Source organism: Micromonospora sp. S-DT3-3-22 (genome assembly GCF_015354745.1).
Classification (GTDB): domain Bacteria; phylum Actinomycetota; class Actinomycetes; order Mycobacteriales; family Micromonosporaceae; genus Micromonospora; species Micromonospora wenchangensis.
In genome coordinates this window covers 1-13,735 of record NZ_JACGMO010000039.1, presented here as the reverse complement: position 1 = coordinate 13,735, position 13,735 = coordinate 1, and the positions used below count along the sequence as shown (strand labels likewise).

General features: G+C 74.8%; 16 protein-coding genes and 1 tRNA gene. 8 read left to right on the top strand and 9 right to left on the bottom strand.

Annotation, left to right across the window (positions count from 1 at the left end; genetic code table 11):
• Positions 1-66: 66 nt before the first annotated feature.
• The 5 genes from H1A17_RS13855 to H1A17_RS13835 form a co-directional block, all read right to left on the bottom strand.
• Positions 67-1,422 carry a formimidoylglutamate deiminase gene (locus H1A17_RS13855; RefSeq protein ID WP_145922598.1) on the bottom strand — a complete coding sequence of 452 codons (1,356 nt, stop codon included), beginning with the start codon at positions 1,420-1,422 and terminating at the stop codon, positions 67-69.
• Complete coding sequence (locus tag H1A17_RS13850; protein ID WP_194822030.1) at positions 1,419-2,603, bottom strand: allantoate amidohydrolase; 1,185 nt, start codon at positions 2,601-2,603, stop codon at positions 1,419-1,421. Before H1A17_RS13850 ends, H1A17_RS13855 begins: the two co-directional genes overlap by 4 nt.
• Positions 2,600-4,255, bottom strand: coding sequence for a urocanate hydratase (gene hutU, locus H1A17_RS13845; RefSeq protein WP_145918127.1), 1,656 nt, complete (start codon positions 4,253-4,255; stop codon positions 2,600-2,602). The genes H1A17_RS13850 and hutU overlap by 4 nt, the downstream gene beginning before the upstream one ends.
• A 12-nt stretch (positions 4,256-4,267) precedes the next feature.
• Positions 4,268-5,116, bottom strand: coding sequence for a MurR/RpiR family transcriptional regulator (locus tag H1A17_RS13840; protein WP_145918128.1), 849 nt, complete (start codon positions 5,114-5,116; stop codon positions 4,268-4,270).
• A 96-nt stretch (positions 5,117-5,212) separates the two neighbouring features.
• The gene (locus tag H1A17_RS13835; RefSeq protein WP_145918129.1) at positions 5,213-6,253 is read right to left on the bottom strand and encodes an LCP family protein; all 1,041 of its coding nucleotides are present in this window, start codon (positions 6,251-6,253) and stop codon (positions 5,213-5,215) included.
• A 125-nt stretch (positions 6,254-6,378) separates the two neighbouring features.
• Here H1A17_RS13835 and H1A17_RS13830 point away from each other — a divergent pair, with 125 nt between their 5' ends.
• The 3 genes from H1A17_RS13830 to H1A17_RS13820 all read left to right on the top strand — a co-directional run bounded on the left by H1A17_RS13830 (position 6,379) and on the right by H1A17_RS13820 (position 8,853).
• A complete protein-coding gene (locus H1A17_RS13830; protein WP_194822029.1) occupies positions 6,379-7,212 on the top strand; it encodes an O-methyltransferase in 834 nt (277 codons plus the stop codon).
• Positions 7,213-7,395: 183 nt separating this feature from the next.
• Entirely contained in the window at positions 7,396-7,722 is a 327-nt protein-coding gene (locus H1A17_RS13825) for a hypothetical protein (RefSeq protein ID WP_145918131.1), read from the top strand.
• Between the two features lie 54 nt (positions 7,723-7,776).
• Complete coding sequence (locus H1A17_RS13820; protein ID WP_309236772.1) at positions 7,777-8,853, top strand: expansin EXLX1 family cellulose-binding protein; 1,077 nt, start codon at positions 7,777-7,779, stop codon at positions 8,851-8,853.
• Between the two features lie 95 nt (positions 8,854-8,948).
• On the opposite strand, the gene H1A17_RS13815 is transcribed toward H1A17_RS13820, so the two are convergent.
• The 4 genes from H1A17_RS13815 to bcp form a co-directional block, all read right to left on the bottom strand.
• Complete coding sequence (locus H1A17_RS13815) at positions 8,949-9,476, bottom strand: GNAT family N-acetyltransferase (RefSeq protein WP_145918132.1); 528 nt, start codon at positions 9,474-9,476, stop codon at positions 8,949-8,951.
• 65 nt (positions 9,477-9,541) lie between these two features.
• Positions 9,542-9,627 (bottom strand) — tRNA-Leu (locus H1A17_RS13810).
• A 5-nt stretch (positions 9,628-9,632) separates the two neighbouring features.
• Positions 9,633-10,331: a helix-turn-helix domain-containing protein gene (locus H1A17_RS13805; RefSeq protein WP_194822028.1), complete on the bottom strand. Its 699-nt coding sequence runs from the start codon at positions 10,329-10,331 to the stop codon at positions 9,633-9,635.
• A 31-nt stretch (positions 10,332-10,362) separates the two neighbouring features.
• A complete protein-coding gene (gene bcp, locus H1A17_RS13800) occupies positions 10,363-10,839 on the bottom strand; it encodes a thioredoxin-dependent thiol peroxidase (RefSeq protein WP_088641767.1) in 477 nt (158 codons plus the stop codon).
• Here bcp and H1A17_RS35080 point away from each other — a divergent pair.
• The 5 genes from H1A17_RS35080 to H1A17_RS13780 all read left to right on the top strand — a co-directional run bounded on the left by H1A17_RS35080 (position 10,838) and on the right by H1A17_RS13780 (position 13,712).
• Positions 10,838-10,969, top strand: coding sequence for a hypothetical protein (locus H1A17_RS35080; protein WP_255470132.1), 132 nt, complete (start codon positions 10,838-10,840; stop codon positions 10,967-10,969). The two genes, bcp and H1A17_RS35080, sit on opposite strands and share 2 nt — an antisense overlap.
• Before the next feature lie 82 nt (positions 10,970-11,051).
• Positions 11,052-11,771, top strand: coding sequence for an energy-coupling factor ABC transporter permease (locus tag H1A17_RS13795; RefSeq protein WP_145918134.1), 720 nt, complete (start codon positions 11,052-11,054; stop codon positions 11,769-11,771).
• The gene (locus tag H1A17_RS13790; protein ID WP_194822027.1) at positions 11,768-12,166 is read left to right on the top strand and encodes a PDGLE domain-containing protein; all 399 of its coding nucleotides are present in this window, start codon (positions 11,768-11,770) and stop codon (positions 12,164-12,166) included. The genes H1A17_RS13795 and H1A17_RS13790 overlap by 4 nt, the downstream gene beginning before the upstream one ends.
• Before the next feature lie 14 nt (positions 12,167-12,180).
• The gene (gene cbiQ, locus H1A17_RS13785; protein ID WP_145918136.1) at positions 12,181-12,951 is read left to right on the top strand and encodes a cobalt ECF transporter T component CbiQ; all 771 of its coding nucleotides are present in this window, start codon (positions 12,181-12,183) and stop codon (positions 12,949-12,951) included.
• The gene (locus H1A17_RS13780) at positions 12,948-13,712 is read left to right on the top strand and encodes an energy-coupling factor ABC transporter ATP-binding protein (RefSeq protein WP_194822026.1); all 765 of its coding nucleotides are present in this window, start codon (positions 12,948-12,950) and stop codon (positions 13,710-13,712) included. The genes cbiQ and H1A17_RS13780 overlap by 4 nt, the downstream gene beginning before the upstream one ends.
• Positions 13,713-13,735: the final 23 nt, after the last annotated feature.

Here is a 13,735-nt window from a genome sequence, read left to right as displayed (position 1 = left end):
CCCGTCCCGTACCGGCCGCCCCCGCCGCGCGTCGCCGGCCGCTGCCCGGCCCCGGCCGGGGCGCGGCTAGTCACCGGTCACCGCCGCGACCGCCGCGCTCAGCTCCGCCGGCACGTCCACGCTCAGGTGCCGGCCGTCACGCACCACCTGCCGCCCGTCGACCACCACCTGGTCGACGTCGGCGGCGGTGGCCGCGAAGAACACCCCCACCGGCGGCACCCCGGCGGTACGCGGGCTGTCCAGCCGTACGGTCACCAGGTCGGCGCGTTCCCCGACGGCGATCCGGCCTGCGTCGGCCCAGCCCAGCGCGGCGTGCCCGGCGACGGTGGCCGCGTCACGCAGCGCGGCGGCGGTGAAGTGCCCGCGCCGCCGGGTACGCAGCCGCTCGTCCAGCTCCACCGCGCGGGCCTCCTCGAACAGGTCGACCACGGCGTGACTGTCGCTGCCCAGGCTCAACGGGATGCCGGCGTCGGCCATCAGCCGGGCCGGCCCGATCCCGTCGGCCAGGTCCCGTTCCGTGGTGGGGCACAGGCACACCCCGGTCCGGTGCCCGGCCAGCAGGGTCAGGTCGGCACCGGTCGGGTGGGTGGCGTGCACGGCCGTGACGTCGGGGCCGAGCACCCCGTGGTCGGCGAGCAGCCCGGTCGGGGTACGCCCGTGCGCCGCCCGGCAGGCGTCGTTCTCGGCGGGCTGCTCCGACAGGTGCACGTGCAGCGGGGTGCCCTGCCGGTACGCCCATCCGGCGACGGTGGCGAGCTGCTCCGCCGGCACCGCGCGTACCGAGTGGATCGCCGCCCCGCGCAGCGCGTGCGCCCCGGCCGGGCGGAACCCGTCGACCCGTTCCGCCCAGCGCAGCGCGTCCCCGTCGCCGAAGCGCCGCTGCACCCCGGCCAGCGGCTCGCCGGCCACCGAGGCGGTCAGGTAGCAGGTGTCCAGCAGGGTGATCCGGATGCCGGCCTGCGCCGCCGCCTCGACCAGCGCCGCGCCCATCGCGTTCGGGTCGTCGTACGGCCGGCCGTCGGGGCCGTGGTGCAGGTAGTGGAACTCGCCCACGCAGGTCACCCCGGCCAGCGCCATCTCGGCGTACGCGGCCCGGGCCAGCGCCAGGTACGAGTCGGGGTCGAGCCGGCCGGCGACGGCGTACATCTCCTCCCGCCAGCTCCAGAAGTCACCCCGACCGCCGTGGGTACGCCCGCGCAGCGCCCGGTGGAAGGCGTGCGAGTGGGCGTTGGCCAGGCCGGGCAGGGTGAGTCCGGGCAGCCGTACCGCGTCGGCGAGCACCTCCACCCCGGTGTGCGGCGCGTCGCCCCGGGCCAGCGGGGTGACGGCGGTGAACCGGCCGTCCTCGGCCTCGATCAGCACGTCCGGGGTCGGCGCGGCATGGTCGGGTAGCCACGCCTGCTCGGCCAGCCAACGGGTCAGTGGCATGCCAGCTCCTCCAGCACCCGGGCCAGCGCGACCACCCCGGCCGCGCAGTCGTCGTCGGTGGCCGACTCGGCGGGGGAGTGCGACACCCCGGTCGGGTTGCGCACGAACAGCATCGCGGTGGGCAGGTGCGCGGCGAGCACTCCGGCGTCGTGGCCGGCCCCGGTGGGCAGCACCGGTGCGGCCAGCAGCCCCGCCAGCCGGTCGGCCAGCCCACCGTCGAAGGCGACCAGCGGGGTGGCCGACTCCCGGGTCACGGTCAGCTCGGTGCCGTCCCGGCGGGCCCGCTCGGCGGCCTTGGCCCGGACCGCCTCGACCAGGCCGTCCAGGGTCTCCGGCGCGGCGGCGCGGGCGTCCAGCCAGCCGGTCACCGTCGACGGGATCGCGTTGGTGGCGTTGGGTTCCACCGCCACCCGGCCGACCGTGGCGTGCGCGTCGCGCAGCCGGGCCTCCTTGTTCGCCGCGAGCACGGTGAACGCGAAGGTGAGCATCGGGTCGCGGCGGTCGGCCATCCGGGTCGTACCGGCGTGGTTGCCCTCGCCGCGCAGCTCGAAGCGCCACCTGCCGTGCGGCCAGATGGCGCTGCCCACCGCGACCGGCGCGTCGGCGTCGACCAGCGCCCGCCCCTGCTCGACGTGCAGCTCCACGAAGGCGGCGAACCGGCCGAGCAGCGCCGGGCCGGCCCCCGCCGGCCGGTGGCCCAGCGCCTCGGCGAGGCTCACCCCGGCCGTGTCGCGCAGCCCGGCCGCGCGGTCGGCGTCGATCGCGCCGGTGAGCAGCCGCGACCCCAGGCACGGTACGCCGAACCGGGCCCCCTCCTCCTCGACGAACGCGGCCACCACCACCGGCCGGACCGGGGTGACGCCTGCGGCCCGTAGCTCGTCCACGGCGAGGAACGCGCTGACGATGCCGAGCGGCCCGTCGTACGCTCCGCCGTGCGGCACCGAGTCGAAGTGGCTGCCGGTCAGCACCGCGCCCCCGGCGGCGGGGTCGCCCCACCAGGCGAACAGGTTGCCGTTGCCGTCCTCGCTGACCGGCATGCCCCGGCTGTCGGCCTGCGCCCGGAACCACTCCCGCAGCCGCAGCTCCGGCGCGGTCAGCGCGTACCGCAGATAGCCGCCGCTGCCGGCGTCCCGGCCGACCGGCGCGATCTCGTCCCACAACTCCCGGAACCTCACGGGGTTTCCCCCGCCATGGGGATGCGGACGTTGTCGCGGGCGGCGATGTCGCGGGCGGTGTCGTAGCCGGCGTCGACGTGCCGGATGACACCCATCGCCGGATCGTTGGTGAGCACCCGTTCGATCTTCTGCCCGGCCAGCGGGGTGCCGTCGGCGACGCAGACCTGGCCGGCGTGCAGCGACCGGCCGATGCCCACCCCGCCGCCGTGGTGGATCGACACCCAGGACGCGCCGCTGGCCGTGTTGACCAGCGCGTTGAGCAGCGGCCAGTCGGCGATCGCGTCGGAGCCGTCGGCCATCGCCTCGGTCTCCCGGTACGGGCTGGCGACGCTGCCGCAGTCCAGGTGGTCCCGGCCGATCACGACCGGCGCGGACAGCTCCCCTGCGGCGACCATGTCGTTGAACCGCACCCCGGCGACGTCCCGTTCGCCGTAGCCCAGCCAGCAGATCCGGGCGGGCAGGCCCTGGAAGGCGACCCGTTCGCCGGCCAGCCGCATCCACCGCGCGAGGGACTCGTTCTCGGGGAACAGGTCGAGGATGGCCCGGTCGGTGGCGGCGATGTCGGCCGGGTCGCCGGAGAGCGCCGCCCACCGGAACGGCCCCTTACCCTCGCAGAACAGCGGCCGGATGTACGCGGGCACGAAACCGGGGAAGTCGAACGCCCTCGCGTACCCGCCCAACTGCGCCTCGCCCCGGATCGAGTTGCCGTAGTCGAACACCTCCGCGCCCGCGTCGAGGAAGCCGACCATCGCCTCGACGTGCTTCGCCATCGACGCCCGCGCCCGGTCGGTGAACTCGGCCGGCTTGGCCGCCGCGTAGTCCCGGGCGTCGGCCAACTCCACCCCCTCCGGCAGGTACGACAGCGGGTCGTGCGCGCTGGTCTGGTCGGTGACCACGTCGACGGCGACGCCCCGGCGGAGCAGTTCGGGGAAGACGGTGGCGGCGTTGCCGACCACGCCGACGCTCAGGGCCCGCCGGTCCCGCTTCGCGGCCAGCACCCGGGCGACGGCGTCGTCCAGGTCGTCGGCGACCTCGTCGAGGTAGCGGTCGTGCACCCGCCGGTCGAGCCGGCTCCGGTCGACGTCCACGATCAGGCAGACGCCGTCGTTCATGGTGACCGCCAGCGGCTGCGCCCCGCCCATCCCGCCGCAGCCGGCGGTGAGGGTCAGCGTCCCGGCGAGGCTGCCGCCGAAGCACTTCGCGGCGACGGCGGCGAACGTCTCGTAGGTGCCCTGGAGGATGCCCTGGGTGCCGATGTAGATCCACGAGCCGGCGGTCATCTGCCCGTACATGGTCAGGCCGAGGGATTCCAGGCGGCGGAACTCGGGCCAGGTGGCCCAGTCGCCGACCAGGTTGGAGTTGGCCAGCAGCACCCGGGGCGCCCACTCGTGGGTCCGCAGCACCCCGACCGGACGGCCCGACTGCACCAGCATCGTCTCGTCGTCGCGTAGGTCGGTGAGGGTGCGCACCAGCGCGTGGTACGACGGCCAGTCCCGGGCGGCCTTCCCGGTGCCGCCGTAGACCACCAGGTCGTCGGGGCGTTCGGCCACCTCCGGGTCGAGGTTGTTCATCAGCATCCGCAGGGCGGCCTCCTGCGGCCACCCCTGCGCGGTACGGGTGGTGCCACGGGCGGCGCGGACGGGCTGGTGCATGGCGTACTCCTCTCAGCCGAGGAACAACTGACGGCGGGCGGCGGACGACTCGAACGCCTCCAGGCGGCGCTGGGTCTGGATCGGGGCGGCGTCGCAGATCGCCTGGAGCACCACCATGGCCAGGGTCATCGGGGCGGTGTGCAGGTCGAAGACGAGGTCGGTGCCGACGGCGGCGGGGAGCACCAGCTCGGCGTACTCGGTGGCGGGGCTGACCGGGGAGTCGGTGATCGCGACGACGGTGAGGCCGGCGTCGCGGGCCGCGCGCAGCGCGTCGAGGGTCTCCCGGGGGTAGCGCGGGAGCACGAAGGCGAGCAGCGCGTCCGCCCCGGCCGAGGCGGCCTGTTCGAGCCGGTCGGCGAGCAGGCTGCCACCGTCGTCGAGGACCCGGACGTCGGGCAGCACCTTGGCGGCGAAGTAGGCGAAGTAGGCGGCCAACGGTGCGGCGGCCCGCAGGCCGAGCACCGGCAGCGGGCGGCTCGCCGCGAGCAGCCGGCCGGCGGTGGCGATCCGGTCCCGGTCGGCCAACTCCCCGGCCAGCCGGTCCAGGTTCGCCATCTCGGCGCGTACCGCACGTTGCAGTTCGTTGCCGTCGTCGGCGCGGCCGTCGGGGCCGGCGGTCAGCTCGCGCAGCCGGCGGCGCAGCGCCGGGTAGCCGTCGTGGCCGAGTGCCACGGCGAACCGGGTCACCGACGGTTGGCTGACCCCGGCCAGCTCGGCCACCTCGGCCGCCGACAGGTAGGCCACGGTGGCGGCGTGCTGCACCAGGCAGTGCGCGATGCGCCGCTGGGTGGGGGTGAGCCGGACCCCGTGGAACAGGTCGAGCAGCCGGTCCGGTGGCGCGGCGACGGCTCCTTCATTCATGCCGCGACTCTATGCATGAAAAATTTCAGAGGCAAGCACCGGCTTCCCGCCCGGGGGCAAGCACCGGCTTCCCGCCCGGCGGGGGCGACGCCGGGCTCAGCGGGCGGCGCGGACGATCTCGGCGGTGGCGTCCCGGCGGACCGCGTCGTAGAACGCCTCGGACTTCTGCTCGTCGGCGAAGACCACGCTCTCGGTGCCCACCCGGCCGGTGCCCCGCGACGGGCTGGTGACGAAGGTGAGGTTGCCGCCGCGCAGGCCGCGCAGCTCGGTCGCCAGGTCCAGCAGCGACATCTCCCGGTCGACGGAGACCGACGCCGAGGCGGCCCGGACGAAGTCGTTGAGCTTTCCCGGGCTGGTGAGGATGCCGCCGCCGGCCGCCTTGTCGAGGATCGCCCGGATCACCTGCTGCTGGTGCCGGATGCGGGCGAAGTCGCCGTCCGGGAACTGCTTGCGCTGGCGGGAGTAGTCCAGCGCCGTCGCGCCGTCCATCGTCTGCCGGCCGGCCGGGAAGGTGCGCAGCGGCGGGTGGATCGAGGTGAACCGGTGGTCGACGGTGATGTCCACCCCGCCCAGCGCGTCGATGATCTCCTGGAACCCCGCGAAGTCGACCACCGCCACGTGGTCGACGTGGACCCGGGTGAACTCCTCGACGGTCTGCACCATCAGCGGAATCCCACCCCAGGCGTACGCCGCGTTGATCTTCGCGGTCCGGCCGCCGTGCCGGCCGTCCGCCGACCGGGGTACGCGGACCCAGGTGTCCCGGGGGATCGAGACGAGCTGGGCGCTCTTCCGGTCCTTCGGCAGGTGGGCCAGGATGATCGTGTCGGTGCGGGACCCCTCGGTCCGCTCCGGGTCCCGGGAGTCGCTGCCCAGGATCATGATGTTCATGGCGTCCCGGGCCACCACCGGCGGCCGGTTCTCCGTCGGCACCCCGGTGAAGGCGTCCACCCGCTCGACGTCCTTGTCGACCGAGCGCAGATAGAGCGCGCCCGCGCCGACGCCGCCCGCCCCCAGCAGGGCCAGCGCCAGCAGCGCCACCAGCGCGATCCGCCAGCCCCGCCGACGCCTCGGTGGCGACCCCGGGATGTCGTCGGACGGGGTCGGGGTGGAGTCCGAAATGTTCTCACCTGCGGGCATGGCCGCATGTTACTGAGTCGTCACTGAGTTCGGCAGCCCGCGTACGCCCGACGGGCCGAGGCCCGAAGAGTCGCCGTACGCTGGACGTTCAGCCGCCCGTCACCTGCGGCTGGTAGAACCGCGCCGTGGACGCGACGAGACTGCGCCGGGCCATCGCCCGCACCCCGCTGGCACCGGTGGCCGCCTTCCCCGGGCGGCTCGCCCGGGTCGCCCAGTACGACGCGAAGGTGCTGCGCACCTCGGCCCGCTGGCTGGCCACCTCCCGGGAGCACCACAACTACACCTACGAACTGACCCGGCTCAGCCGGGAGCACCTCACCTGGTTCGTCAGCGTGGTCTGTGACGTCCCGGTGGCCCGGGTCCGGGCCCATCTCGCCGAGATCACCGGTGACGCGGCGCTGCGCCGGCACATCGAACAGGCCACCGCCCGGTCCGCCCGACGCGGCCTGGCCGACCGCCGGGTCCGCTACGCCCGCCGGATCGGCTGGTACGCGATCGTCCGGGCCACCCGACCGGCCCACGTCGTCGAGACCGGCACCGACAAGGGGCTGGGCAGCTGCGTCCTCGCCGCCGCCCTGCTGCGCAACGCCGCCGAGGGTCACCCCGGCCGGCTCACCTCGCTGGACGTCAACCCGGAGGCCGGCTACCTGGCCCGCAGCGCACCCTGGGCCGACGTGGTCGACCTGGTGGTCGGCGATTCGGTGACGGCGATCGCCGCCCTCGACCGGCCGGTCGACCTGTTCCTGCACGACAGCGACCACAGCCACGACCACGAACGCCGCGAGTTCGACGCCGTCGAGCCGAAGCTGGCCCCCGGCGCGATCCTGCTCACCGACAACGTCACCACCACCGGGGTGCTCGCCGAGCACGCCGAACGCACCGGCCGCCGGTTCCTCGCCTACCGGGAGACCCCGCTCGACCACTGGTACCCCGGCGACGGTATCGGCGTCGCCTGGTGAGATGCCCGCCCTCCGGAGCCGGGGCGGCCGGGGTGGCCGCCCGGGACCGGCCGGGGCGCGGCGCGGGCCGCCACGCCCGCGCGGTGCCGGACGGCCGAGCCGTCCTCGGCCGCCCGGGTGTTGCCCCCGGGACGGCGCCGGATCGATGATTGCCGAATCGCCACCACCGACGGAGGAGTCGGCATGCAGGTTCTCCACCACCCCCGCGTGGCCTGGGACACGGCCCGCCTGATCGTCGCGACCGTCCCCGACGACGAACTCTTCGACTGGCTGCGCAGCGAACTCGGTGAGCTGCTCGGCCCCGACCACGCCGGCTCCCTCCAGGACACCCGGCGGCGGCTCCAGCCGTGGGCCCGGACCACGCCCGAGGCCGCCGCCGTCGAAGCCGGCCGCTGGCGGGTCCGCCTGGAGGACCTGCTCCGCACCCGGCCGGAGGCCGCCGAGCCGCTACGGTCGCTCATCGTGATCGCGTCGGAACTCCACCGCAACCGGACCGGCCGACCGGCTTAGCTTTCGCTTAGCCGGCTTGTCGCCGGGCCGTCCGCTGCGGCAGCATCGGTCGGCGTGACCGACGGCAGCGTGTCCCAGGAACCCGAACCCGGGCCGGGCAGCCGCGCCCCCGCCGGGCGTCCCGGGCCGGGGCGTCGCCGCGCCCGTGGCGGCGGACGTCGCCGCTGGCTGGCAGCCGGTGGCGTGGCCACGCTCGCCACCGTGCTCGGGCTGAGCCTCGCGCTACGTTCCGGCGCCGCCCCCGCCTGCGCCGCCCCACCGGTCGCGCTGGCCGGTGCCGGGCCGGTGGCCGCCGGGCCGCTGCCCCTGGCGGCCCCACCCACCGGGAGTACGGTCCACAAGGGAAAAGCCACCTTCTACGACTCGAAGGGCGCCGGCGGGAACTGCTCCTACCCGTCCGCCCCGGCCGACCGGATGTACGTGGCGCTCGGCCCCACCGAGTACAGCGCCGGTGCGGCCTGCGGCGGGTACCTCGACGTCACCGGCCCCCGGGGCACCGTCCGTGTCCTGATCATGGACCAGTGCCCGGAGTGCGCCCCCGGGCACGTCGACCTCTCCCGGGAGGCGTTCGCCCGGATCGCCGACCCGGTGCAGGGCATCGTCAGCGTCAGCTACCGCGCGGCGGTCGACCCGCCACTGTCGGGTCCGCTCACCTTCCGGATCAAGGAGGGCGCGTCGCAGTACTGGTTCGCCGTGCTGGTCGCCGAGCACGGCAACCCGCTGCGCGCCGTCGAGGTACGGCAGGGCTCCGGTGCCTGGCGTACCGCGGCCCGGCAGGACTACAACTACTGGCAGATCGACTCCGGTGCCGGCCCCGGCCCGTACGCCGTCCGGGTCACCGACGTGTACGGCCACCGCGTCACCGCCGGCGGCGTCACCATGTCCCCCGGCCGCGTCCAGCGCAGCACCGTGAAGATGTACGGCGGCAGCGCCCCCGCCGCGCGGAAGAACCCGACCAGCCGGCCGTCCTCCCCGAGCCCCAGTGCCAGCCCGACCCGGGCCACCGCCAGCCCGTCGGCGGTCGCCCCCACCGGGTCTCCCAGCACGCCGCAGGTCAGCGCCCCACCCGTGCTCGCCGCCTCGGCGGAACCGGGCGCAGGCCGGCCGGTCGACTGCGCGTCCCGGGGCTGACTCCCCCGGGCGCTGCCCGACCTACGGCTCGGTCGCGCGGGACCGGTCTCCCACCGCGTCGGCCTCGCGGCGGTCGGGCGGCGGCCGGCGGACGGTCAGGTCGGGGTGCCCAGGTCCCGCCACATGAGGATCTCGTCGCGGTCGTCGTCGGGTGCCACCCGCAGCGCGCCCGGCAGCCGGCCCACCTCGCGGTAACCGAGCCGGTCGTAGAACTTCTCCAGGCCCAGCCCGCCGCGCACCGTCACGTGCAGCGCCCGCCAGCCCAGCTCCGGCGCGCGCCGGGCGGCCTCCCGCATCAGGGCCTGCCCGTGGCCGCGCCCCTGGGTGGCCGGGTGCACCATCACCCGCTTGAGGATGCCCCAGTGCGCCTTCAAGCCGAACCGGTTGTCGGCGAGGAACAACACCGCGACCGGTCGGTCACCCGCGTAGCCGACCAGCATCCGGTCCGGACCGTCGGTGACGGCGGCGAAGGTCGCCTCGGCGACGGGGCGCACGTCGGCGGTGGTGACCGGGGCGACGAAACCGACCGCACCGCCGGCGTTGGTGACGTCGACCCAGAGGTCGACGATCTGCTCACGCAGTGCGGGGGTGAGGTCGGGGTCGAGGACGAAACGCAGGCTCACCCTGCCGATCCTGCTGCCCCGACGCGTCGTACGCCCGCGATCGTGACCCTCCCGACAGGGCCGTGTGGTGCGGGAGGGGGGACTTGAACCCCCACGTCCTTTCGGACAATAGGACCTAAACCTACCGCGTCTGCCATTCCGCCACTCCCGCTCGGGTCAGAGTTTAGAGCGTCGCGCGGAAACGGTGGAGAGCCCGGCCCGGCGCAGGATGTTCGATACCGTCCCGTGACTGACGACGCAGGTGTCGCCCGTCGCCGTACGGATGAACGCGGCGAGTTTCCGGGGCCCCAGATCGGGACGGGCCAGCGCGTACCGGATGACGGTCCGCTGGTGTGCCGGGCCGTCGCGCGGTCGGGGCGGGGCGGCGACGGTGCCGGTGGCGGCGAGCCGGCGGCGGAGCCGGGCGACGTGGTTGCGGTGGCAGCCGATCCGCCGGGCCGCCCCGCTCGGCCCGAGGGCACCCGCCTCGACCTGCCGGATCACCTCGGCGACCCGCTCCGCGCCGACCGGGGCCGGGGCCGGGGCCGGGGCCGGCGGACGGTACGCGGCCGGCGGCGGGGCGGTGATGTCGGGCACCGTGCCGGCCGGGCGGGCCCCCGGCTTGCGTCGGGAACCCGCCGGCAGCGGACGCAACACCTGGGTCGACGGGGTGCGCCGCCCGGACGGTCTGCCGCCCCCGCCCGTCCGGCGGGTGAAGTGGGAGGTGTCGATGCCCAGTCGTTTGAGCTGACGACTGATGTGCGCATGCGAACCCCCGCTGAACCGCACCCCGAGAACGCGCAGGACGTCGGCGACGCTGCGGGACTGCGCCGCCGCCTCGGCGAGCATCTCCGGCGTGTACCTGTATCGGGTCATGCGCGGAAAGTAGCGGCGGGGTGTGACGCGTTCAGTCGAGGCCGAGGTCGCGGCGCAGCTTGGCGACGTGGCCGGTGGCCTTGACGTTGTAGAACGCGTGCTCGATCTTCCCGTCCGGGTCGATGACGAAGGTGGACCGGATCACCCCGGTCACCGTACGGCCGTAGGACTGCTTCTCGCCGAACGCGCCGTACGCGGTGAGCACCGCCCGGTCGACGTCGGCGACGAGCGGGAAGGTGATGGCGTCACGCTCGCGGAACTTCGCCAGCTTGGCGGGCTGGTCGGGGGAGATGCCGACCACCTCGTAGCCGGCGGCCTGGAGCGAGGCGAGCGAGTCGCGGAAGTCACAGGCCTGCTTGGTGCAGCCGGGGGTCATCGCGGCCGGGTAGGCGTACAGGATGACCCGGCGACCGCGCAGCGCGGCGAGGGAGAGCGTCTCCCCGGTGTCGGTGGGGAGGGTGAAGTCGGGAGCGGGGTCGCCGGGGGCGAGCCGGTCGGGCGCGGTCATGGCGACGACCCTACCGCCGGGCGGCGGCACCCCGGCCGATCCCCGCCGGGACACCCGGGCGTTCCCCACCACGCTGTCGTGGCGGGCGCGCACGGAACCCGGGTGGGGCTGGCCGGTGGCCCGGCGGTGAACAACGCCTGGCCTTGTTGCCGCATCTTGGCAACAACCCGCACCGGGAAATAGGCTGGGCCTGCCGGCCAACTGGAGGTCACGTGGAAACCCTGGCGATGCACATCTCGAACGGCATCATCAACGGTCCGGTCGCGGGGATCTTCGCCGCCGTCGCGCTGGCCGCCCTGACCTTCTGCGTGCTGCGTGGCCGGCGTGACCTGGACGACCGGCTCGCGCCGATGGCCGGCCTGGTCGCCGCGTTCATCTTCGCCGTGCAGATGCTCAACTTCCCGATCTTCACGGCCGGGGTCTCCGGTCACCTGCTCGGCGGCGCGCTCGCCGCGCTGCTGGTCGGCCCCTGGGTCGGCGCGCTCTGCGTCTCGGTGGTGCTGATCGTGCAGGCCCTGGTCTTCGGCGACGGCGGCGTCGCCATGCTCGGCCTGAACATCACCAACATGGCGCTGCTCGGCACGGCGGCGGCGTACCTGCTGATCGCCGGCCTGCTGCGGGTGCTGCCCCGCACCCCCACCGGCCTGGCCGTGACCGCCTTCGTCTCGGCGCTGGTCAGCGTGGTCGTCGCCTCCCAGGGGTTCGTCGTGCAGTACTGGCTGGGCGGCACCACCGACCTGGGCGGCAACCTGACCGGCCTGGCCGGCACGATGGCCGGCGTCCACCTGCTGATCGGCATCGGTGAGGGGCTGATCACGGCGACCACGGTCGCCACCGTCGCCAAGGTCCGACCCGACCTGGTCTACGCGTTGCGCGCGCTGAAGCCGGCGACCGCGCCGGCCCCCGTCCCGGCTGTCGGAGGTGCCCGGTGAGGAAGCGGTCCTGGGGTTTCGTGGCGGTCGGCCTGCTGGTCGCCCTGCTGCTGGCCGGGGTGGTCAGCAACTACGCCTCGTCGCACCCCGACGGGCTGGACTCGTCGCTGCTCAAGGGCTGCACGGTCAACGCCGACGACGAGATCACCGGCGGCTCCTGCCCGGCCCGGCAGGCGAAGGACCACGAGTTGGCGGACAGCCCGCTGGCCGACTACGGCATCCGGGGCGTGGACAACGGCTTCCTCTCCACCGGCCTGTCCGGGGTGGTCGGCGTGCTGCTCACCTTCGCCGTCGGCGGTGGCGTGTTCTGGCTGCTGCGCCGCCGTGGCCCGGCCGACACCGACGGGCAGCCGGCCGACACCGCCGACCGGCAGTCCGCCGGCACCGCCGGCTGACCGGGCGGTACGACATGGGTGCCGGACACGCGCACGTGCTCTACCGGGACACCCCCTCCCCGGTGCACCGGCTGGCGCCCGAGGTGAAGATCGCCGCGATGGTGCTGTTCACCGTGGCGGTGGTGGCCACCCCGCGCGAGGCGTTCTGGGCCTTCGGCGGGTACGCCCTGCTGGTCGCCGCCGTCGCCACGCTGGCCCGGGTCGGCCCGCGCTGGCTGCTGCTGCGCGCCACGATCGAGGTGCCGTTCGTGCTGTTCGCCGTCGCCCTGCCGTTCCTCGGGGCGGGGCCGCGTACCGAGTTCGCCGGGTTGAGCCTGTCGGTGGACGGCCTGCACGGGGCGTGGAACATCGTCGCCAAGGGCACCCTGGGGGTGCTCGCGTCGCTGCTGCTGGCCGCCACGACCACCACCCGGGACCTGATCGTCGGCCTGGACCGGCTGCGGTGCCCGCAGATCGTCACCCAGATCGCCACGTTCATGCTGCGCTACCTCGACGTGCTGGTCGGCGAGGCCCGCCGGATGCGGGTGGCCCGGATCTCCCGGGGTGACGACCCACGGTTCCTGTGGCAGTTGCGGGGCTTCGCGGCCGGGGTGGGCGCGTTGTTCCTGCGGGCCTTCGAACGGGGCGAGCGGGTCTACCTGGCGATGCTCTCCCGGGGCTACACCGGGCGGATGCCGGCGGTCTGGCAGGGCTCCGGGGCGGCGACCGCCGGGCAGTGGGTGGCGGCGGCGACCGTGCCGCTGGCGGCGGTGACGATCGCCGCCACCGCCGTCGTCCTGACATGATCGGGGACGTGCAGACCGCTGTCTCCCTCGACGTCCGTGGCGTCCGGTACGCGTACCCGGACGGTCACGTCGCCCTGGCCGGGGTGGACCTGGCCGTGCCGCGCGGTGGGCGGGTGGCCCTGCTCGGCCCGAACGGCGCGGGCAAGACCACGCTGGTGCTGCACCTCAACGGCATTCTCACCCCGACTGAAGGGTCAGTGAGCGTGGGCGGGCTGACGGTGTCCCGGGACCGGGACACCCTGGCCGAGATCCGCCGCCGGGTGGGTGTCGTCTTCCAGGACCCGGACGACCAGCTCTTCCTGCCCACGGTCGCCGAGGACGTGGCGTTCGGCCCGGCCAACCTGGGGTTACGCGGTGCCGAGCTGGCCGCCCGGGTGGACGAGGCGTTGACCGCGGTGGGGATGGCCGAGCACCGGGACCGCGCCCCGCACCACCTGTCGTTCGGGCAGCGGCGTCGGGTGGCGGTGGCCACCGTGCTGGCGATGCGCCCGGAGATCCTGGTGCTCGACGAGCCGTCGTCCAACCTGGACCCGGCGGCCCGCCGGGAACTGGCCGGGATCCTGCGCGCCCTGCCGGTGACCCTGCTGATGGTCACCCACGACCTGCCCTACGCGGCCCAGCTGTGCGAGCGGGCGGTCATCCTGGACGCCGGCCGGATCGTCGCCGACGCGCCCACCGTCGACCTGCTCGCCGACGCCGACCTGCTCTCCCGCCACCGCCTCGAACTGCCCTACGGCTTCCACCCCCGACCGATCGGCTGACCGGCCGACGGGCGGGGCACGGT

Excerpts from the sequence above, each read along its gene's own strand:
- H1A17_RS13805 (WP_194822028.1), bottom strand. The coding sequence starts at position 10,331 with ATGACCCGATACAGGTACACGCCGGAGATGCTCGCCGAGGCGGCGGCG.
- bcp (WP_088641767.1), bottom strand. The coding sequence starts at position 10,839 with ATGACCGCGCCCGACCGGCTCGCCCCCGGCGACCCCGCTCCCGACTTC.
- H1A17_RS13835 (WP_145918129.1), bottom strand. The coding sequence starts at position 6,253 with ATGCCCGCAGGTGAGAACATTTCGGACTCCACCCCGACCCCGTCCGAC.
- H1A17_RS13825 (WP_145918131.1), top strand. The coding sequence starts at position 7,396 with ATGCAGGTTCTCCACCACCCCCGCGTGGCCTGGGACACGGCCCGCCTG.
- cbiQ (WP_145918136.1), top strand. The coding sequence starts at position 12,181 with ATGGGTGCCGGACACGCGCACGTGCTCTACCGGGACACCCCCTCCCCG.
- hutU (WP_145918127.1), bottom strand. The coding sequence starts at position 4,255 with ATGCACCAGCCCGTCCGCGCCGCCCGTGGCACCACCCGTACCGCGCAG.
- H1A17_RS13780 (WP_194822026.1), top strand. The coding sequence starts at position 12,948 with ATGATCGGGGACGTGCAGACCGCTGTCTCCCTCGACGTCCGTGGCGTC.
- H1A17_RS13840 (WP_145918128.1), bottom strand. The coding sequence starts at position 5,116 with ATGAATGAAGGAGCCGTCGCCGCGCCACCGGACCGGCTGCTCGACCTG.
- H1A17_RS35080 (WP_255470132.1), top strand. The coding sequence starts at position 10,838 with ATGGCGACGACCCTACCGCCGGGCGGCGGCACCCCGGCCGATCCCCGC.